Annotated in this window: 20 protein-coding genes; 5 read left to right on the top strand and 15 right to left on the bottom strand. The window is 42.6% G+C overall.

The genetic code is table 11. The annotated features are described in order from the left end of the window. From BN1691_RS02795 to BN1691_RS02840, 10 genes are all read right to left on the bottom strand, one after another. On the bottom strand, positions 1–1,104 hold the full coding sequence (locus tag BN1691_RS02795; RefSeq protein WP_048600735.1) for a GerAB/ArcD/ProY family transporter: 1,104 nt from the start codon (positions 1,102–1,104) through the stop codon (positions 1–3). Between the two features lie 23 nt (positions 1,105–1,127). Beyond that, entirely contained in the window at positions 1,128–1,361 is a 234-nt protein-coding gene (locus tag BN1691_RS02800; protein WP_048600736.1) for a hypothetical protein, read from the bottom strand. Then, on the bottom strand, positions 1,361–2,674 hold the full coding sequence (locus BN1691_RS02805; RefSeq protein ID WP_315969536.1) for a Ger(x)C family spore germination protein: 1,314 nt from the start codon (positions 2,672–2,674) through the stop codon (positions 1,361–1,363). Before BN1691_RS02805 ends, BN1691_RS02800 begins: the two co-directional genes overlap by 1 nt. Next, positions 2,556–4,442: a spore germination protein gene (locus BN1691_RS13820; RefSeq protein ID WP_053083688.1), complete on the bottom strand. Its 1,887-nt coding sequence runs from the start codon at positions 4,440–4,442 to the stop codon at positions 2,556–2,558. Before BN1691_RS13820 ends, BN1691_RS02805 begins: the two co-directional genes overlap by 119 nt. Before the next feature lie 177 nt (positions 4,443–4,619). After that, on the bottom strand, positions 4,620–5,273 hold the full coding sequence (locus BN1691_RS02815) for a M73 family metallopeptidase (RefSeq protein ID WP_048600738.1): 654 nt from the start codon (positions 5,271–5,273) through the stop codon (positions 4,620–4,622). Between the two features lie 79 nt (positions 5,274–5,352). Beyond that, complete coding sequence (locus tag BN1691_RS02820) at positions 5,353–5,862, bottom strand: TasA family protein (protein WP_048600739.1); 510 nt, start codon at positions 5,860–5,862, stop codon at positions 5,353–5,355. A 118-nt stretch (positions 5,863–5,980) separates the two neighbouring features. Continuing rightward, positions 5,981–6,565, bottom strand: a complete 585-nt coding sequence (locus tag BN1691_RS02825) for a signal peptidase I (protein WP_048600740.1) — start codon at positions 6,563–6,565, stop codon at positions 5,981–5,983. Positions 6,566–6,576: 11 nt separating this feature from the next. Further along, positions 6,577–7,536, bottom strand: coding sequence for a hypothetical protein (locus BN1691_RS13825; protein WP_053083689.1), 960 nt, complete (start codon positions 7,534–7,536; stop codon positions 6,577–6,579). A gap of 259 nt (positions 7,537–7,795) precedes the next feature. Next, positions 7,796–8,434 (bottom strand): LuxR C-terminal-related transcriptional regulator, encoded by a 639-nt coding sequence (locus BN1691_RS02835; protein WP_315969537.1) that lies wholly within the window; start codon positions 8,432–8,434, stop codon positions 7,796–7,798. Positions 8,435–8,919: 485 nt separating this feature from the next. Next, positions 8,920–9,153, bottom strand: a complete 234-nt coding sequence (locus tag BN1691_RS02840; RefSeq protein WP_048600742.1) for a hypothetical protein — start codon at positions 9,151–9,153, stop codon at positions 8,920–8,922. 442 nt (positions 9,154–9,595) lie between these two features. On the opposite strand from BN1691_RS02840, the gene BN1691_RS02845 reads away from it, so the two are divergent. From BN1691_RS02845 to BN1691_RS02855, 3 genes are all read left to right on the top strand, one after another. Further along, positions 9,596–10,708 carry a betaine/proline/choline family ABC transporter ATP-binding protein gene (locus tag BN1691_RS02845; RefSeq protein WP_048600743.1) on the top strand — a complete coding sequence of 371 codons (1,113 nt, stop codon included), beginning with the start codon at positions 9,596–9,598 and terminating at the stop codon, positions 10,706–10,708. Positions 10,709–10,798: 90 nt separating this feature from the next. Continuing rightward, entirely contained in the window at positions 10,799–12,313 is a 1,515-nt protein-coding gene (locus BN1691_RS02850; RefSeq protein ID WP_187116846.1) for an ABC transporter permease/substrate-binding protein, read from the top strand. Between the two features lie 82 nt (positions 12,314–12,395). After that, positions 12,396–13,016: a GntR family transcriptional regulator gene (locus BN1691_RS02855; RefSeq protein ID WP_048600745.1), complete on the top strand. Its 621-nt coding sequence runs from the start codon at positions 12,396–12,398 to the stop codon at positions 13,014–13,016. Positions 13,017–13,063: 47 nt separating this feature from the next. Here the strand turns inward: BN1691_RS02855 and abc-f are convergent, their stop codons facing one another. After that, positions 13,064–14,917: a ribosomal protection-like ABC-F family protein gene (gene abc-f, locus BN1691_RS02860; RefSeq protein ID WP_048600746.1), complete on the bottom strand. Its 1,854-nt coding sequence runs from the start codon at positions 14,915–14,917 to the stop codon at positions 13,064–13,066. Positions 14,918–15,450: 533 nt separating this feature from the next. Further along, entirely contained in the window at positions 15,451–16,086 is a 636-nt protein-coding gene (locus tag BN1691_RS02865; RefSeq protein ID WP_048600747.1) for a hypothetical protein, read from the bottom strand. A 268-nt stretch (positions 16,087–16,354) separates the two neighbouring features. Between BN1691_RS02865 and BN1691_RS13830 the strand changes: the two genes are divergently transcribed. Continuing rightward, positions 16,355–16,792 (top strand): hypothetical protein, encoded by a 438-nt coding sequence (locus BN1691_RS13830; RefSeq protein WP_053083690.1) that lies wholly within the window; start codon positions 16,355–16,357, stop codon positions 16,790–16,792. 219 nt (positions 16,793–17,011) lie between these two features. Then, entirely contained in the window at positions 17,012–17,539 is a 528-nt protein-coding gene (locus BN1691_RS02875; protein ID WP_048600748.1) for a hypothetical protein, read from the top strand. A 63-nt stretch (positions 17,540–17,602) separates the two neighbouring features. On the opposite strand, the gene BN1691_RS02880 is transcribed toward BN1691_RS02875, so the two are convergent. The 3 genes from BN1691_RS02880 to BN1691_RS02890 form a co-directional block, all read right to left on the bottom strand. Further along, positions 17,603–18,595, bottom strand: a complete 993-nt coding sequence (locus tag BN1691_RS02880) for a CgeB family protein (protein ID WP_048600749.1) — start codon at positions 18,593–18,595, stop codon at positions 17,603–17,605. A 64-nt stretch (positions 18,596–18,659) separates the two neighbouring features. Continuing rightward, on the bottom strand, positions 18,660–19,406 hold the full coding sequence (locus BN1691_RS02885; protein WP_048600750.1) for a polysaccharide deacetylase family protein: 747 nt from the start codon (positions 19,404–19,406) through the stop codon (positions 18,660–18,662). 63 nt (positions 19,407–19,469) lie between these two features. After that, on the bottom strand, positions 19,470–20,159 hold the full coding sequence (locus BN1691_RS02890) for a WbqC family protein (RefSeq protein ID WP_048600751.1): 690 nt from the start codon (positions 20,157–20,159) through the stop codon (positions 19,470–19,472). Positions 20,160–20,174: the final 15 nt, after the last annotated feature.

Genomic DNA, 20,174 nt, shown 5'->3' on the forward strand with positions numbered 1-20,174 from the left:
TTATCCTCCTCCTTGTTTCGAACTTCGCTTCCTAAATTGAAATAGAATCCAAAGTACTAGAGGATAAAAAAATCCCAATGTAATCTCAAATAGCCAGAAATAATGAAGATTAACGCTTTGGATATACATTTGGCTCGGTATCATGAGAAGAGTGAAGCTAATCAGTAAGAATGAAAGCGGGAAAGTGAGCGTCTTTTGAGACTTTAGAGATAGGAGCTGTTTTAAGCCGATTACTACTGCATGAAGAGTGATAAACAGCTTTATAAACAGTCCGATGAGCCAAATGATGGCAATAAGTGCCTCAACACGCGTTAAAAAATTCCCGATGTTTACCTTCTGTGCTAATAGATACGTGGGATATGCACTCCGTGCCGTTATATCTGGTCCTAGAACCGCAATGGAAAGAAAGATCAGAATAGTCAAGACGAGCCCACCAAAAAATGTTCCATAAAGGAATGCGTAGGCCAATTTTTTCTGATCATGAACTTGAGGCGTAAATATAAGAAAGGCAGAGATCTCACAGAATGGGAATGAGAAGAAGAGAAGGCTCCCATGAATGATCGGTTTCACTCCTTCAGCAACCACTGGCTTAATATTCTCCAAATCCACCTCCGGTAAGACAAATAGGATGAGGATAATTAGCACAGAGCAGTAACTCGGGAAGAATAGTTCAGTTGTACGTGCAACACTCTCCACTCCATACCGCAAAGCAAGCAACAAAATGAACAAAAAAAGCGTATAAATCGCTATGATAGGCGTCTCAGGGATAATCTGTGATACCATGAAGAAACCCATATTTTCTAGAATTAACCCCGATAAAATATAGAGATAGAACAGGTAGAGGAAGGAAAAAAAAGTCCCTATATATTTTCCCATCAACTTTCTTGTAAATTGCACGATGGTTTGATTCGGAAAACCGATTGCCAATTGCATAAAGAGATAGACCGCTAATAGACCAGCACCTAGTGTAATTATTCCTGCAAGCCAAGCATCTTGTTTTGCTACTGTAGTGATGTAAGCTGGAGTGAGTAGAATGGAACTCCCTACAGTAAACATAAAGATGAGCATGGTTAGCTGACGAATATTGATCGATGTTTTTTCCATTTTCCCATCCTCTTTTCACCATCCTATTGGAGCCAGCCAAGAATTCGAGACGTAATGGGCTCATAGATTTTTACAATCAGCTCTAAAGGATTAAAGTAGTGAGTATGTTTCGCTGCAAGAATGCTTACCCCCACTGCTAATCCTAAAAATAGATAGAAGAAGCGAATGTCACGTTGATGCCCTTTCTTTTTTAGCAATGGAACCTCGATCAAGGCCAACACCACAGCGATTGTTAGGATAATTACGCTTGTTCCCATTATGAACCTCCCATCTCCTGCAAGAATGGATTGACCTCTGTGCCTGTTCGACGTAAATGTACATCGGCGGTTACTTCCACATCCATCTTTGTGAAGATTTCATCCCAATCTTCCTTCACCTCCTTGAAATACTTAGGATACTTCTTATAGGTCTTATCACTAAAGCCAATCACATCGGCTTTTAACCCTTTTGCTGCTCCTATCGATGACTCAATCATCCTAATGATCTCCATTGCCATCCTTTTCTCTACCTGGTGAATGGTGGATAATTTCGCAAGATCGATAGCACAATCCGTTTCCGCAATGGAACCATCGGCATACACATGGATCTTTCCCGATAACTTTCCTTCTTTTAACTGTACATCTACAGTAGATCTTGCTTTAATCACTTCCATTGCCATCACTCCCTGCTTAGGGCAAGGGGCACTAATAATCGTACTTTTCATTTGATCCTTTGCAAATGTGATCCCTTTACTCTCCTCTTGGTTTAACCATCCGATCAATTTCCCTTTTTTCAGAACACCCAAACCTACATATTCTACAATGGTTGCAGGATCACTACTCTCCACATTTTCTCGTTTTTCACCTGTAGAAAGGTCACCTTGAAAATGGATCCCGCTCAATGTCGTACCCTTCTCAGTACTGACCAAATCAGAGATTAGATCAGATAAATAAACCGTCTGTGTTGAACCCCAAGATTCTGCTGAAGTTTTTAATGATGCAAACATCTTTTGTGCAGGAATCTTATCGATGGGTGTCATGACCCCAAGCACCTCTTCAGCACGAACACCATGAGAAAGCACAATGTAAAAATCGCCTCGAATCTCGTGATCACGAGCAAGAAAATCCAGAACCTTCGTCACCCCATCTTCCTTCGCAAGCTCTTCCCCAATAATTACGATCCGAAGGTGCGACCAATAACTACGTCGGGGAATTTTCTTCGTCATGTCACGCACTGCTTCGAGGACGGTCTTCCCTGTTCCTCGGTAAGTGACGATGGGCGCTCGTCCTGCTGCTGAACGCTGGGGAGAGATTTCGCCTGGACTAATCACTTGAAGTGAAAGTAGAACCTCATCATCACTTTTATCCAATCCTGCTGCCACAATAATGGCTAATTCATTGAGCTCTCTACTGCTCCAGCAGCCAGTAAGACCTAGAGATACTATTAAGAAAATGAGTATTATCCAGATACCTCTACGTATTTTCGCTACCTCCTGTCCTCTCTTGATCTTGCGTTCCTTTTGTCTTCCCTTGTAAATTTTTATTTTGACTATGCGATGTTTGCCCCTGCCGAATGATGTTCTTCCGATTATAGCTATGAGGACGCTTATTCATCATCCAGAGGGGAAACCGAAAGATGGTATCCTTTTGGTCAGTAAGATTGATGGGAGCCAATGGTGACATATAGGGTATCCCAAACGAGCGGAGATGACTGAGATGAAGAAACGTCGCCAATAACCCCATTACAATTCCAAATAGACCAAAGGTAGCGGATAAGAAGATAAACCCAAATCGTAAAACACGGATAGGGAAGCTCATGGCATAATAAGGTATCATAAAGGTTGTGATCGCAGTTAATGAGATCACAATGACCATCCCTGCCGAGATAACCCCTGCCATTACCGCAGCCTCACCTAAAACCAAAGCGCCCACGATGGAGATGGCTGAACCAATGGCCTCCGGCATTCGAACCCCTGCTTCCCGTAAGATCTCGAAGGTGATCTGCATAAAGATGGCTTCAATCACAGCAGGGAAGGGAACACCTTCCCGTTGTGCTGCAATACTGATCAGGAGGGTTGTTGGTAACATCTCTTGATGAAAAGTAGTAAATGCAACATAGAGAGCTGGAAATAGCAAGGAAATAAAGAATGCGATGAAACGCAGAGAACGGATAAAGCCATAGTCACCAATCGTATAGTAATCTTCCGCGTCTTGAATGAACTGTATAAATAAGGTAGGCGCCAAGAGGACATAGGGTGTTCCATCCACTAAGATGGCTACTTGACCTTCCAACAAACCGGCAACCACCGTATCGGGACGTTCCGTATTAAAAATGGTTGGGAAAATTGTAAAATATCGATCCATGATTAGTTCTTCAATATAGCTACTATCAAGAATGCCATCGATATCAATCTGCTTGATCCGTTTACGGACATCATCAACCAGTTGAGGCTCCGCTACACTATTTAAGTAGATAATTCCTACATCGGTCTGGGTTAGACGACCAACCTTCAACAGTTCAAAGCGTAGATCTGGTGTTTTTAGGCGGCGGCGAACAAGACTCATGTTGGTAACCAACATCTCTGTAAAGCCTTCATGGGGGCCACGCACCACATTTTGTGCTGTGGGCATCTCTACGGCTCGATGCTCCATTTCTGAGGTGGGAGCAAGATACGCATTCGTATCATTTTCGATGAGGATTGCCGTATTGCCATTTAATACTTCTTGAACTAGCTCGTTGAATTGCGTAACCTGCTTGATTCCTGCTATGGTTAGCTGAAGCTGCGTGGTACTTCTCTGAGTTGAAGCTGATCCATCTTCTCCTGTTTTCTTTTGTTTCTCCTGCTTTCCATCCTGCTCATTTTCTGCATTTTGCTCCCCGTCACGCCGAAGGTTTTTAATCTTGCGCGTTCGTTTGTTCCATTTACGTACTCCTTTTTCATACTCATGATTTTGTTCAGTACATTCCGCTTGACTTTGATTTTGAACAGAGGACTGCCCCTGACCTGCACCACCTTGATTGAGTGAGTCGATGTATCGGAAGATATCATTCATCACGTAATGGATGTACTCTTTTCCCACCAATCCATCTAAATAGATAACCCCCACCTTCTCCTGCCCTGTACCATCCTTCAACATGGTCATCACTAGATCTGGTGTATTTCCGAGAATGCTCTTAAGCTGTTGAAGATTCTGCTGAAGGCTGCTCGCCAGTTCCGCTTGTGCAGCAGATGAATTCTTACTTTTCTCTTGATTCTCTTGATTCCCTTGATTCCCTTGAATTCCTCCCTGCTGAGATGATTGATTACGCTGAGAGCCCTGCTGCTTGCCTCTTTTTCGTGATAATAGTCGTCCAAACATCGCATTCACCTCGCTTCATGCTCTTCTGTCTTAAATAGCTTGCCTCATTTCCATTTTGTTCATTCTTCCCCGCTCTTCACCAAAGAGAAAAAGGACGGCATCTCTTATTCAGAGAAAACCGTCCTTCAATATGAGCTAGTTCAGACTATTAAAACCAGATATCAAGCTCGATAAAATTTAGGGATTATTGCGCAGTTGCTCCGCATGGAAGGTGAAATCAAAGACAAAGGTATCACCTTGCAATTGATTGCTTCCGCTAATGTCTAAAGCGGCTTCAAAGGTGATATTGACATCTCCACCATCTGCTACAGCTAAGATCGTTGGGATATTTACATAACCATTGAGGAGACCTTCTAATGAGCCATCATACAGTACGATATTGGCAGCGGGATAGAGTACTTTAATATTCATCTTCTCAATAAACTCTTCATAGGCTGGACCTGATGTGAGGCCAGCTGGATTTACATTGGCTTTCAGTTGGGTGATTTTGATATCAAGACTTCCTTCATTAATTAGGTACATCGCTCGTGTTGCCTTATCGCCAGGGGCCCAGCCTCCGAGGGCTTCAGCACCAGGTGGTGCGTAAGGGTTCAGCGTCGTATCGTAGGGGAATTTTCCAGTTGGATCAGACGCCGCAGAGTAGAACACGGGACCAGGAACTGTATCACCCATATTTCGCTCATGTCCGAGAATAACTGTACCCGCTTGGAAGTGATTATTGGCATTCACAATATTATCCGTAAAGAGTGCCATAGTCCCACCAGCTACTGCCACAACCAAAGTAAGCATCAAGCCCATTACCACTAGTAAGCTTTTCTTATTCTTCTTCATGAAGTTGCACCTCCAGAAAAAGGGTGGGTTACCCCACCCTTATTTCATTGATTATTGGTTTTAAACAAGGTTGAAAGAATTAGTTCCAGCTAATCGGACCTGTGCCACCTGGATTGGTGTTATTGCGTGCTTGCACAGCAATGATCTCTACATCTACAGTGCCAGTTGCACCTTGATACTCATTGCCTGCTTCCAAGGGGAAATAGTATTCCACAGCGAAATCAGCAGTGCCGCCTGCAGGAATCTTCACAGCATCACCTGAGATATTAATTTCAAGCGGATTTGCTCCAGTAAAGAGGGCTCCAGTTCCTGCGTAATCATCTACCTTTACCCATGCGTCCAAGGTGCCTCTATTTTCGACACGTAAGGTTGCAGATTCACGATCGCCAGGTGCGAGGTTATCGTAGTACAGCGTATGGTGGAAAACAGGACCTCCTGTCACATCCTCAATAGCTACTGTTCCAGCAGTAAAGGTATTGTTGGCATTCGTTGTTTCATCAGTGAATAATGCGAACACACTACCTGCTACTAGCATGGTTCCTAATGCTGTTGTTGCTAAAGCCATACCTACTTTTTTCTTAACATTCATCGTTCAACCATTCCCCTTTCACATATACACTCAATGTATTGTGGTTTTCCCCCTGGAGTTGAGAAGTATTTGGGCCCTTAACAATACCCTCCCTCTCCAGAGTGAAAATTGATAACGATTAAGAATTGGCTAATTTCTCTTGCTCCTCTGAAGCATTCTCCTTATTATCCTCTTTGGTAAAGAGACGCCAAATCGACCAAAATTGACTCAGAACTAAGAAGATTCCTGGAATAAATAGTAATAGAAAAATCCCGACTTTTGTCTTCATAAATGCGAGGAATTGCCCGATGTAGGGGATAGTTATGTTGGCATATTTTCCCACCACCCTATCATGTGCCACTGGAGAGGGATCAGGGACATCGTTGTTATCACCTTTTGTAACATAATAAATTCCTTGTTCCGTCTCGTTCACTTCAATGATTCGATGGGTAATCAGGATGTTCGGGTCATCTGCAGAACGGAAGGTGATCACATCGCCTAATTCATATTCAGTTTCATTGGTATGCATTTTTATTGCAATTATGGAGCCTGTTTGGATACTGGGTTCCATTGAGCCTGAGAGAACTGACATGACTTCATGTCCCAGAATGCGGGGAGCACTCCCAGTAATCTTGGAATACCCTACTTCAATTGCCATGGTAATCAGCAGAAAAATAAACAACCAAAAAGTGACACGTTTAATCCACGACCACCATCTATTCATAATTCCCCTCCCTATCCATCTCCATTTCCTTTCGGTTCATCGAATAGATTATCATCATCTGGTTTCTCACCTATTTGCTCCTCATCTCCCTGACCATCTTCCTTTGGGTCAATGGTCATTTCATCGATAGGATTGATGATTGGAGGCTGTACTTCACCAGGAGGTGGTAGGACTGGTTCAATCCCTAACTCAGGAGTAGGATCACTCCCTAATTCATCAGGCGGTTCTTCACGAGGTGATTCCTCAACAGGAGGTTCCTCAATGGGTGGTTCTTCTTCTGGGGGTATCTTACCATCTGGAGGTTCTTCTACTGGAGGTAGTTCTCCGACTGAAGGCTCCTCGCTAGGTGGCTGCTCTTCCAATGGTGGCTGTTCCAACTCTGCTGCTTTCTTGGCTTCTTCCTCCAAACGGATGATCGCCAGACTAAGCATCTCTTCAAAATCCAGTGCCATACGTTCTAATCTAGTCACGAGTTGATCCACATCATTCTGAATCACTTGCGCTCTCTCATCGACTGCACGTACATTTCGGAGCAGACGATGTGCTGAGTGCGAATCATCAAGCTCTACTTCTTCCTCCGCTCGTTCAACATAGCTGTGAAAACGTACAACCATTGCATCCACATCACTTTGTAAAAGATATGCTTCTCTCACAACCACACGTAACGAGGAGATCGCACGCTCCCCCGCTTCCACGTCATCATTTGTCGTAATGCTTGGAAAATCAGCTTGGGAGTATATTGTTCTTTCCAATTCCTGTAGTTTTGAGCGCTTCTCCTCAAGTTCTTCCTCCAGGACCGATGGGAAAACAAATGCCGTTTTTAATTGCCCAGCATCTGCTTCATGATGAGTGGTCAACAAGGCAAATGAGCTCGAACTTAGCTGAGCTAGTAGTAAAGCAACTCCAGCAACGCCAAAAAAAGCCACAATTCGCTTCCGCCAACGCTTCAATTCTTTGTAATAGGAGTTCATATTCCCCTCCATCGTGTGAGTTGATCTGGCTATGTCTGATTGACTAAACCCATTATATCGGGTTCATTCTTCTTCTAAATCCGTCAGGAGGTTACTCTCGCTACTCCTATAGGATGGCTAGTCTATTCAAAAGTAGCATCAAATTCACACAAAAGTGGTAGTTGGTGATCACGTAGCGATTAAAGGATCAAAAAAGCTATGATAGGAACCAAATGGTGCCCTACCATAGCTTTTTTCATAATACTGGAAAAATGTTGGCTTAATGATGCTGGTATTCATACTGATAGCGAACGATACCTTTCATATTGGCATATAATGCAGCTTGGGTTCGATCAGCTACCTGTAGCTTATCGAGGATCTGACTCACATGCTTCTTCACTGTATACTCTGAAATGTATAAACGACTGGCAATATCCCGATTGGATAATCCTTCTCCTAGCGCTTTTAGCACTTCCAATTCCTTCACGGTCAAGCGACTGAGAGAATCGGATATCTTCCCTCTATTCATCATCAACTCCATAATGCGCGAATCGTAATACTTACCTCCTTGCGATACAAGTTGAATCGCTGTAACCAGTTCTTCTGGTGTGGCTGTCTTTAGAACAAAGCCATCCACACCCGCCTCTTTTGCATCACGGAAATCCAAAAGATCCGCTTTACTATTTAAGATGATCACTTTGGTTTGAAATCCTTTCCCCTTCACATACTTCAGCAATGTAAGAGCATTCCCATCCTTTACATACATTCGAGTTACAAGTAGATCTGGGCAAAAGTGTTGCAACAGCTGGCGAGCTTCTTTCATAGTAGTAGCTTCTTCAACATGGATTTTTGGAAAATGTGGTATGAGGAGTGAGAGCATTCCTTTTCGTACGAGTGTTTGATCATCAACAATGACCACTTTCAACGTCCCATTACCTCCCTAAAAGCCGTACTGGTCTGCCACTTTTTTAAAAGCAACAACTTATTCTATGCATCCTTTCCATGAAAATATACTAGGATAACCGATAGAGATAAGCGAAATTTTTACCCTTGGTATTGAATCCGATTCGTATAATTTCTCCTATGACCATAGTGACTTGATCCCGTGTCATTCGTAAATAAGTAATACATCCTAATTTCCATTTGGCCATTAATTACACAATTGGTCATATTGGACCATTTTTAAGGGTAACCGTCCATTACTTCTAATAATTTCCGAATGAATCATCATGAATTCATCTTAACAGGATAAAAACTTCACAATAACTGGTACCTATTACATTCAACAATCTCCAATATTTACAAAGTTTTTACCTTTCAATTCAACACTAGCAGAAACATGAAACATACAAAGCCCCCTAGCCGCTGACTAATCAGCTTCTAGGAGGCTCTGTGATTATTAAATCAACATTTCTTTTTTACTTTAATAGGGACATTCCCCATCTTCTTATCAATCAAATTGATGGCGAGCATAATACAGCCAATAAATAGGAAGACAATGGCGATGCTGTAGTTGATGATCGTATCATTATATTTTTCCCAACGATACGTATTCAACATATCAAAGATAAAAAGCAAGATACCTAAGGGAAAAAGATAATTGAGCGACCTTTTTAAAATCAGTTTTGCCTTTTCCATTTGATCACCTAGCCAATCCTTATCGATGATCGGATTTTTCCACCACCGAATTGACTCGAACCGTTTTTAGTGTACCCTGTCCTCCTTCCTTCATGCAATAAAAAAGGGGGGCTGTAACAGAATCGTTATTTGCATCGATTATCTAGGTGATTTCCTCTATCGCTACTCTTTGGGCTAAGGTTGCTATATTTGTTACACGATGAAGGGGGTATAGGGAAGGAGAATCACCATTTCCATGTGAATTCCTTCGCCTGGTTTATAATGACTAGAACCTTCGGCGTATATGTTAAGAATATTTGAAAAAAACTTGACACTGGCAACTCATTTGTTATAATTAGGTTGTTAGTTTAGGCAACTCATGAATTCATATAGGTTGTTAGCTGACATACAGATTGCGGTATGTTTTTTTTATTCACTTTTTTCTACTAGGGAGGGAAATTAGATGATTCAATTTCAAGAGGTATCGAAGAAATTCAAAGAACAATTAGCCGTACGGAACATCACATTTACCATTGAAGAAGGGGAGTTCATCGTCTTAATCGGTGAGAGTGGTAGTGGAAAAACAACGACGATGAAGATGATCAATCGCCTGATTGAGCCAACATCAGGTACAATCCTGATCAATGGTCATAGTATCTCTACCATCAATCCCATTCAACTACGTCGTAGTATCGGCTATGTCATCCAGAAGGTGGGATTGTTCCCCCATATGACTGTAGGTGAAAACATTGAGATTGTACCATTGCTCAAGCATTGGTCTGCTGAAGATCGTCGTGCTCGTGCAGAAGAGCTGATGGATCTCGTAGGCCTACCTGCTAAGGAGTATTATGAGCGTTATCCCCATCAGCTTAGCGGTGGTCAACAGCAACGGATCGGAATTGCTCGGGCCTTGGCAGGAAGGCCTCATTTGATTTTAATGGATGAGCCTTTCTCTGCTCTGGATCCTATCACAAGAGAGCAACTACATGATGAAATGCTCCGTATCCATGAAGAATTAAATACAACGATTGTGATGGTCTCCCACGACATGGATGAAGCCATTAAATTAGCCGATCGCATCGGTGTTATGAAAGATGGCGAACTGCTCCAATTTGGAACACCAGAAGAGATTCTACTAAAGCCTGCCAACCATTTTGTTGAAGACTTAGTGGGACGTGATCGGCTCTGGCGTCAGCCTGAACTCCTTGTAGTATCAGAGATCATGTCGAAGCAATTTCCAACCATCACACCAGAGAAAAACGTGGAAGAAGCCATCCACCTCATGCACGAGAAGCGTCTAGACTATCTGCTAGTTATCAACGAGCAAGGTTTGCTCCTTGGTGAAATCACCCCCCATGAATTACATGGACAAGAGTCTCATATTGCCATACACATGTTGATGAAAAACACAATTCCACCACTGCATCTAAATAACAATCTAGTAGATGCACTAGACCGAATGCGCCAAAAAAGACATCCAGTTCTCCCTGTGCTTGATGATGAGGGTCGCCTCTGTGGTGTTATCACGAGAGCCAATATGTTACGTACACTTACAGACCTATTACCCATTCATTAACGTAATATAACCATTCATTACTTTTATGATAGAAAGGACTTGATGCCCTTGCTCTTCGATTATTTAATCAGTAACCTGCCGGAAGTTGTTATGAAAACACTTGAACATATGGAGATTACATTTCTCGCTGTATTCCTCGCCATCATCGTTGGTGTACCCTTAGGAATTATCGTTTCTAAGAATGAAAAAGCCGGTCAGCTAATTCTCGGAATTGCGAATGTGTTTCAAACGATTCCAAGTCTCGCACTATTCGGTTTCATCATCCCCATTCCCATTATTGGTGGGATTGGTTATCGACCCGCTGTCTTCGTACTCTTCCTCTATGCACTCTTACCGATTATAAAAAATACTTATCTTGGCTTAAAAAGTGTCAGCCCCGCTGTCATCGAATCTGCTCGGGGAATGGGAATGACCTCGAAGCAAATTCTTTTCATGGTCTCCCTGCCCTTGGCCTTCCCCATCATGATGGGGGGAATTCGTGTCGCCACCGTAATTAATATTGGAACAGCCACCATTGCTGCTCTAATTGGAGCAGGAGGTCTGGGTGACTTTATCTTTGCAGGGATCTCCATGAGTGATCCGGGAATTATCATGGCTGGTGCTATTCCTACCACCATCCTTGCCTTAACGGTAGATTATCTATTAGGACTGATTGAGACGAAGTTCCCTGTACGCACCTTTGGTCATCTCGTATTACGACCTGGAATGGGCAAGCGATTCCTTATCGTTGCCCTCACCCTAATTCTTCTCATAAGCGGTGGATACATGTGGTTTAATCATAATGATGATCGAATAATGATCGCTCAGAAAAATTTCACGGAATCTCGGATCATGGCACAGCTACTTTCCGTACTCATTGAAGAGAATACCGATTTAAAAACCGATGTAAGAGAGCTAGGAGGTACTATGCCTACCTTCGAAGCCTTAAAAAATCGGGATATTGATATGTATGTGGATTATACAGGAACAGGCTATGTGAATATCTTGAAAATTGATGGTGAGATTCCTCCTACAGATGAAGTATATGAACGAGTTAAGGACGAGTATCAGAAGCGTTTTAATATCCACTGGCTTCAGCCTCTCGGATTTAACAATACCTATACACTGGCTGTCCCAAAGGAGCTTGCTGCGCAATATCAATTAAAATCCTATTCTGATTTAGCAAAGATCTCTGATCAATTGGTGATGGGTGCTACTGCTGAGATCCTGAATCGTCCTGATGGTTTACCTGGTTTGCAAAGCTTATATGAGATGGAATTTAAGGAGATTAAGGTGCTCGATCCAGGCCTTCGCTATAATGCCGTGGAGAACGGCGATGTTCAAGTGATTGATGCCTTTGCCACCGATGGTAAGCTAAAGGAATTAAACCTCATTATCCTTGAGGATGATCAAGAATATTTTCCACCCTATTATGCAGTCCCCCTTGTCACTGATGAGGTCATCAAGCAACATCCAGAAGTACAGCCCTTATTAGAGCAATTGGGAGGAGTACTTGATGATCTCACCATGCAGGAATTAAATTATCGTGCTGATGTAGAAAAGGAGAACTTACGGCAAATTGCGACGGATTTCCTGCAACAGCAAGGTCTAGTGCAACAGAATTGAACATCATGAAGAGGACATTTGCAGTTTCACTCCAATTCTCCTATGCTAAGAATATGTAAAATGGAAAAAGGAGAATCATTCGATGGATATGCCACGTTATGTGAAAATCGCCATGGATATTGCACAGCGTATCTATGTAGGCGAGTTACAAGTGGGTGAGAAGGTACGGGGACGTTCCACCCTGGCTAGTCAATATAGTGTCTCCCCAGAAACCATTCGACGTTCCATTAGCTTGCTCAGCGAAATGGGCGTCGTTAAAGTGTATGAAAAAAGTGGGATCTTCATTGAGTCACCACAGCGGGCTTATCTCTTCATTCAGCAGCATAAAGCGAAGCAGAACCTCCATGAGATTCGCCAGAAAATCAATCACCTCCAGCATCAAAAATTTGAGATTGAGAAAGAGCTAAATAACTACCTTGATATTCTATTAGAATATTCTATGGGATTAGAGCTTCACAGCAGCATGGATCTGCATCGCGTCACCATACAACATGGCTCTCCAATTATTGGTCAGTCGGTGGCTGCTACACAATTCTGGAAGCATACCAATGCGACGATCCTTTCGGTGATTCGTGGTGATGAAGAACATATCTCCCCTGGGCCCAACTTTATGTTTGAACAAGAGGATGTTCTCACCATTATCTGCGCTGAAGAGAATCTCCCGAAGGTAAACAAATATCTTCAACCCACAAAATCAAAATAAAGTAAAACTCGTTCCCTCACCCTTAAGGAGTGAGGAGAACGAGTTTTTTACCTTTTTATCTGTAGATCATATTCTCTTTTCTTTAGCATATTGATCTGCTGCTTAAGCTCCTTGATCCGCTGCATGTGTGTGTTTTGCATCTCCCCATCCTGGGTATTGTCTGCACTAAGTAAAGTTAGTAACTCTAGTTCCAAGACATGCTGTTGATTACGGATGGCTTGCTGCTCGGAAGAGCGCTCCATATGCCCCACCCATTCTTTGTAATCTCCAGGATAAATCGCTATTTGTCCCGCTTCAATGGTCACCACCTGATTGGCTACTTTTCGTAGTAGGTAAGGATCATGGGATACGATCACCACCGTACCAGGATAAGTAAGAAGGGCATCTTCAATCCGTTCTCGTGTCATAATATCTAGATAATTCGTCGGCTCATCCAGTATCAACAAATTCGCATCAGAGAAATAGAGCTTCACAAAAGCAACACGACATTTTTCACCCATACTCAGTTCCTTAATTTTTTTCATGACACTCTCTTTCCGAAAGAGAAAGCATGCAAGAATGGTACGGGCCTCCGCTTGCGTCATCTGAGGTATGACGAGAAGCTCCTCTATGATAGATCGCTCAGGATGGAGGTTCTCCAGTTCTTGAAAGAAATATCCGATTTTGAGTTGAGGATTCCTCACTACCTCACCTCGTAACGGCGCCAGCTCTCCCGACATGAGCTTTAACAGCGTCGACTTACCTGAGCCATTTTTCCCAATCACCGCAATGCGATCGCCACGATGAACCACAAGATTGATATTCCGTAAGAACGGTTGATCCTTCTGAGCAACCTCATAGGAAAAATCCACATGACGAAGCTCTAGTAATCTCCTCCCTGCAAAATCACTGGCAGCAAACTGAACCTGGATTGTATTTGATTCTGCTGGTCTTTCAATGCTCTGTTTTTCCAGACGTTCCAGCGCTTTTTCCTTAGCTTTGAAGGTGGCAGCACGCTTAGAGGCCTTCTTTTGTGCATATGGATCACGGACGCTTGCGGCTGCATTGGCCTGCTGATACCAGTTTTTATAGGTTTGGATCACTTGGATCAGCTGTTTACGCTCCTGTTCCTGCTTATCATACAATGCTTGAAGGCTCTTAAGCTCCTGCTCCTTTTGCACCTGATAAGCTTGGTAACCTCCTGGATACCTTTTCATCCCGCTCTTCGTTAATTCATACGTCACGGTTGCTACCTGATCAATAAATTCCCGTTCATGGGACACAAATAGTACACTGCCTGAATAGCGCTGTAGCCAGCCTTGTAGCCATTCAATCGTTTCCAAGTCTAAATGATTCGTCGGTTCATCCAATATGAGGAGCCGAGGCTGACCCATCATCACTTTCGCTAGCTTTGCCCGCGTTTTCTGACCACCGCTCAGGCTATGAAATGGAACGTCCCAAAGTTCAGAGGTGAGTCCCAGCTGATGCAGTATTTTTTCCACCTGCACCTCCCACTCATACCCACTGTGTTCTGTATAGGCTTGAATCACACGACTATAGCCATCTAGTACCAGTGGGTCAGTTCCTTGATGCTGTAATGCTGCTTCGTACGATTGCAACTCTCTTCGTAAGCGGGCTAACACCTCATGATGCTGTTCCACCCATTGGCGAGTAGATAAGCGCTTAGATGATTCCACTTCTTGTAGCATCCAGCCCACCTCATCTCGATGGATCCCAAACTGAATGTATCCCTCTGCAATCGGCAGTGTACCCAGCAAGCTCCGCAATAAGGTGGTCTTGCCCACACCATTTTCACCGATGAGTGCCACCCGTTCTTTATCGTTGATCTCAAATGTAGCCCCGCGAAATAATTCTTGCCCACTCCGTTCGATTCTTAAGTTATCCACTTTTAGAATTGGCATATTGTTCACTCCTTCTTTGTTGTCAAAACAAAAAACACAGGGAATCCATCGCCTGTGTTTTCACTGGACAAAAAAGAATAGAATAGTACACCCTAATATGGTGTATACCAATTCCTTTTTTCACACTGTTCCACTTATCAATGGCATTCAAAAAAGACAGACGTATCCCGATTCTCTGCTGTAAAGCAAAGTGTTTTTTGCTTTGAAATTATTTTGCAAAAAACTATCGGATATCCATCGTCTAATCTAGATGCCTCCTTCAAGGTTGATAATATTATTCTAGCTTACTTTTCTAATTATGTCACTGAAGTCGCACGTTCATTTTACCTACTCTTCAATTTACGAACCAGTAAAATAACAGTCATGGTCATAATGGCAAAGAGTAAAACGATTAAACCGATACTCAACACAGAATAAGTAAATGTACCCCATTGAATGCTCATTATGGTTTCACCCTTTCTCTACACAATGTTCCCTCTGCAGTATCACTTCAAAATTAGTATATTATACCTTTTCTGTATATTCAAGTAACACTACGCAGTTTTTCGCTTTTTCGGCCAGATGAAATAAGAGATGGTGATAATGGCATCAATACCCAGGATAAACGTCCATAGCTGTGCCACCTGCTGCGCCTGCTCATGGGGAAAGAGTCCAGCCTGAAGATACCGAAACCAGATGGGACCTGTATAGGTATCCGAAATTGCTTGCTCATCCATCAGTCCAAGCTGAGTATACAGAATGAGCATAATCGTTACATATAATCCAAGATGAACTAAAAAATTCTTACCATTTTTCATTGCATAGATGATCCCATAGTCCGCTTCCTTCTTCATGGCAAAGGTTGGAATCGGTTCACCTCGCCATATTGCCAACCGCCGTGCTACCCAACGGTCTAAGCGTTGAATATCCTTGCGACCACTGGTAACAGCATAGATAAGCACAATCACGATAATAATCTGAAAGGTTTCGATTTTTCCTGTATTACGGAAATCAAACCATCCTAGTAAAAAAAGCCAAAGATCACTCAAGATAAAGATAAGTAGAAAAGCCCAGCTACCTCGTCGCCAACCGAACCAGTATCTGCCGATGAGAAAACCTAAAATACTCAGCCAAAAGATAATCTCACCCGAAATGAAGAAGAACCACTTATTTTGGAGAATCCAATCCATGTGCTTCGAACACACTCCTCATCCCATTGCTTCATTCTTTCTGTTGCTGAGATAACATGTATATCATACCAATTAAGTATATATGTAGGAAGCACTATTCGCATGGAGAAGATGTCTTGAGTCCAATCCTTTTTTCATTATTTTCTAATGAATTAGGTAGATATTTCACTATACATTCGAAGAAAGAGCATGATATAGTAGGCTTAATTATAGGTGCATGCTGAGATCAGACCAACAATTTCTAAAGCGAATAGGAGGGAGAATAACGATGAATGCAGTGAGCAATGAAATGATTCTTCAGGCAATCAAAGAATTGGCAGACCATTTAACAGAACACCGCGATGAAACCAGAGTGAAATTTGAACAGATCGATCAGCGCTTCGATGAAGTAGACAAGCGCTTCGAACAAATCGACCTACGATTCAATGAAGTGGATAAGCGCTTCGAACAGATCGACCTACGATTCAATGAAGTGGATAAGCGCTTCGAACAGATCGACCTACGATTCAATGAAGTGGATAAGCGCTTCGAACAGATCGACCTACGATTCAATGAAGTGGATAAGTGCTTCGAGCTGATGGATAGGCAGTTCAATTCCATGAAGACAAGCCTAGGGGAACTAGCAACGGGACAACAGCTCTTCATCACAGAAGTGTGGAACAATAAGAAAAATCTCCAGCAACTTAAAAATCTACTAGGGTTATAAAACTCCGATTCACGATCCCCTGCTGAAGGAGCAAAAAGACTGCTCCAAGTAAAAAATAGCCCCCTGAACTTATATTGAAGCAACAACAAACCACTTTCATATTTCCAATGCATTTGTCGATAGATCGTGATATTTTTATGAAAAATGACTGCTATACTTTAGGATAGACATATATAGATGATCGCATCACGTTCTTATTCAATTCGGAGGTGGGTCATAGTGAAGCATATTGATGAATCGGGAAATGCATCGGAGATTCACCAGGCTGAAGTACAATCTGTCAAGGGGGATACACAGAGCCATCTTGCAAAGATTAATTCATTTATTGGCTTAATTGAGCAGCTTCGCAAGGTCATGGAAGGAGCAAAGACCACACCCATTAAGCATTCATTGAAGCAGCTTGACCAACTCTTAAATGCCTTATATGATGCAGGTTCCAAACTACCAGATGGAAATCCAGATTACTGTAAAATGGCAACACATGCCGCTCACTGGGAGTATCTGTTTGCTGAGGATCGCGATCCACTTTCCTCAAGTCCAGAATTAGAAATGCTTTCTGAGAATCTCATCGAGATCCTCAATGACCTCGAGGTATACCAAGAATACATGCCGATCCAGGATGCTACTAATGACTGGGCAGGAATCATCTGTGATTGGAACATCTCATTCCTTGGTGCCTCTGGTTGGGGTAAATCTATCCTCGAATCCTTAAGTATCATTCACGATTTACAAGAAAGAGAATCATAAATTCCAAAATAGCATTACAAATGAAGGGTAGGATCCTGTTCCTACCCTCTTTTTATTATGCTATTATGCCAAATGAGCAGGGATAATCTTATGCTCAATCAATGTGGCAATCGCTTCCTCTGCCCGTTGCTGATAGGTATGCTTGGCCACCGTCTTCATCCCCTGAGCGCGAATATCCTCACGCTGAGACGTAAACTGTTCCAAATAGTAACGAACCACATCGATGGTACCCGTTTCATATTGGGATATGACAAGATCTTTCCCTGGCTGAAAATACTTTCGAACCGCTTGTGTATCTGATGTGAGTAGAAATCCGCCTGATGCTAATATTTCAAAGGTCCGATGTGTCAGCTGATCAATAAATGACTGTAAACCGATGGTAATACAAGCAGTATGATAAATTTTTCTCGTCTCTGTATAAGGGACTGAACCATGAATCCATTCTGGCGGAATGGTAACCCCCATATAAGGTTCCATCCGCTCCCAGCCCTCACCCCAGAAGTCCACACGGATGCCTGCTCTAATTAATGGGGAGAGTAGGATCCGGATCGATTCAAGCCGATAGCTATCGCGATACATGTGGAGTTCATCTATAAAGGAGCTCGCCACAACTGCGATATTACAGCGATACCGTTCATCCCATTCGGGATAGTTCACACTGGGTTGATACGCAAAATCAAGATATGCTGCTTTTAAACTCAGAATCTTAAAGTACTCTACCATATCAGAGCAGATGCTAAAGATAAAGTCCGGCTGCATTCGACTGATTAATGGTAGAACGAAGGTATAGGTATGCCGTGGGTCTTCCACAGACCAATAGGCATGAGGGATTCGATATTCTGTTACGAAGTGCCGAATCCATTCTTGCTTCTCTTGCGTTTGTTCAGGTCCCCAGCCCATGGTAAAGACGAGATCCGGCTGAAATTGTTGGATCATGACGGGTATACTATCCCATGTGATTGGACCTGACACCATCACCTCATGTCCTGCATCACGGAATCCCTCTGGTAGTAATAGAGAGAGTACAGGATGACTCGTAAAAAAAAGAACGCGCATAGCGATCACACCTCTCACTGTTTTCTCTCTATACTATGAAAGTGAAAGTTATTAGAAACGGCCATTATCCAAGCCAATTCAGCTTGGTTAAGATGTTCTGATAGCCTTGAATATTATTAGCCAATTCTTCCTTGGTATACTTCACCACATCGCGTTGGTAGAGTTCTAGCTTAATTTGAGGCGAGATTGACTCTTTTGAAATCCACCAGATCGGATGAATTAAAAGGTTCAGCTTCTTCTCATGATGCAGATGCTGGCACGCACATCCTTCACGCCAATGATGATTGGAATCGGATAAATACTTATACTCTGTAAAGAATCGTTGATCATATGCATTGAGATAACCTGGAATCTGAATCTGTTGATTCAATAACGTGTTAGAGGGACGATGGAAGGAATAGATTTGGACGGGAGAATCGATGATTTGCGATAGAATCTTAGATTCATGAATAATTTGATCTACCAGCTCATTAGACTCCTGAAAGGGAGAAGCATCAAAATGAAGACCGAGTTGATGCCCCATGCCTTTGATCTCTTTTAGAAGGGTACGCGAGGCCGAAGAGAGGACATTATAGAATGGTGAAGTTAGCCAAACAAAGTAGGTTGAGCGAATATTAAGTTTCTCCTCCAATTCTGCCATCTGATGTGCATAAGAAATACTTAAATCAATATCATGGCGCAAAATAACTTGCCGTTCCTGTTCCCACAAGCTATCTTGGTCAAGCTCATCATATATCAGAAACGGGAAGTTTAATCGTTGTAACTCTTCAAGGATCTCACAGTAGTGTTGCTTTGTAAAATGTGTATTCACATGACTTCACCTCACCTCTTTATGGAATAGTCGAGAACACTCGTGGCTTTAGCCATGAGTGGTTCAAGACGTCCGTGCTTGGCGGATGATCTCCAATGATGCGGGTCCACAGTTGAAGAGTAAATCGATTATGGATAGCTGCGGTATGAATTCCCCCCATAATTGACGATAGACAGGGTGTTGAAATTGATGATATCTCAACTCTAGCCCCCTTTCTCGATACAACTGTTCATCATTATATACCCTCGCACCATCCCCTGATAAATAGATTGTGGCATTTAACCTTTCGCAAATATTAAGATTACGGTAATTCCCCCCGACTCCCTCAACTTTTAACTCTGATTCCAGTATTAACGGTGTATGAATTGAAAGCGTCTCTTTAATGGCCTGTATAAGCCGAATATTAAGCTGAGCTAAGGAATGCCACTGCTGTGTATAGATTTCTTCAAGAAGCTCACCATACAAATTCCAATATGGTGCTCTCCGATAATTCGCTACAATCTGGTGCCAATGTTTATGGCGCCACTTCGGATCAGCTGCAATCATCGTCTGACGAATGGATGGATTGCCATTGTTCTGAATAGGCACAGTTAGAAGTAATGAGCCTTGCGGAGTTTTGATTCGATTGCGATGTGTCACACTTGAACGAGAAAATTGTGCCTGATCTAAGAGAACAAAATAATCCACCCGATCCATCTTGTCGAAGAAGCCAATCCACGGGAGATAATTAGGTTGATGTATGGCAACGATCAAGCGTCTCACCCCCAG

This window comes from Rubeoparvulum massiliense, from assembly GCF_001049895.1.
Classification (GTDB): Bacteria; Bacillota; Bacilli; order Rubeoparvulales; family Rubeoparvulaceae; genus Rubeoparvulum; species Rubeoparvulum massiliense.

What these genes read in the sequence shown, in the direction of transcription:
- BN1691_RS02825 (WP_048600740.1), bottom strand. Translation starts at nt 6,565, where the DNA reads ATGAATAGATGGTGGTCGTGGATTAAACGTGTCACTTTTTGGTTGTTT.
- BN1691_RS02800 (WP_048600736.1), bottom strand. Translation starts at nt 1,361, where the DNA reads ATGGGAACAAGCGTAATTATCCTAACAATCGCTGTGGTGTTGGCCTTG.
- BN1691_RS02820 (WP_048600739.1), bottom strand. Translation starts at nt 5,862, where the DNA reads ATGAATGTTAAGAAAAAAGTAGGTATGGCTTTAGCAACAACAGCATTA.
- BN1691_RS02795 (WP_048600735.1), bottom strand. Translation starts at nt 1,104, where the DNA reads ATGGAAAAAACATCGATCAATATTCGTCAGCTAACCATGCTCATCTTT.
- BN1691_RS02840 (WP_048600742.1), bottom strand. Translation starts at nt 9,153, where the DNA reads ATGGAAAAGGCAAAACTGATTTTAAAAAGGTCGCTCAATTATCTTTTT.
- abc-f (WP_048600746.1), bottom strand. Translation starts at nt 14,917, where the DNA reads ATGCCAATTCTAAAAGTGGATAACTTAAGAATCGAACGGAGTGGGCAA.
- BN1691_RS02845 (WP_048600743.1), top strand. Translation starts at nt 9,596, where the DNA reads ATGATTCAATTTCAAGAGGTATCGAAGAAATTCAAAGAACAATTAGCC.
- BN1691_RS13830 (WP_053083690.1), top strand. Translation starts at nt 16,355, where the DNA reads ATGAATGCAGTGAGCAATGAAATGATTCTTCAGGCAATCAAAGAATTG.
- BN1691_RS02850 (WP_187116846.1), top strand. Translation starts at nt 10,799, where the DNA reads ATGAAAACACTTGAACATATGGAGATTACATTTCTCGCTGTATTCCTC.
- BN1691_RS13820 (WP_053083688.1), bottom strand. Translation starts at nt 4,442, where the DNA reads ATGTTTGGACGACTATTATCACGAAAAAGAGGCAAGCAGCAGGGCTCT.
- BN1691_RS02880 (WP_048600749.1), bottom strand. Translation starts at nt 18,595, where the DNA reads ATGCGCGTTCTTTTTTTTACGAGTCATCCTGTACTCTCTCTATTACTA.
- BN1691_RS02865 (WP_048600747.1), bottom strand. Translation starts at nt 16,086, where the DNA reads ATGGATTGGATTCTCCAAAATAAGTGGTTCTTCTTCATTTCGGGTGAG.
- BN1691_RS13825 (WP_053083689.1), bottom strand. Translation starts at nt 7,536, where the DNA reads ATGAACTCCTATTACAAAGAATTGAAGCGTTGGCGGAAGCGAATTGTG.
- BN1691_RS02815 (WP_048600738.1), bottom strand. Translation starts at nt 5,273, where the DNA reads ATGAAGAAGAATAAGAAAAGCTTACTAGTGGTAATGGGCTTGATGCTT.
- BN1691_RS02855 (WP_048600745.1), top strand. Translation starts at nt 12,396, where the DNA reads ATGGATATGCCACGTTATGTGAAAATCGCCATGGATATTGCACAGCGT.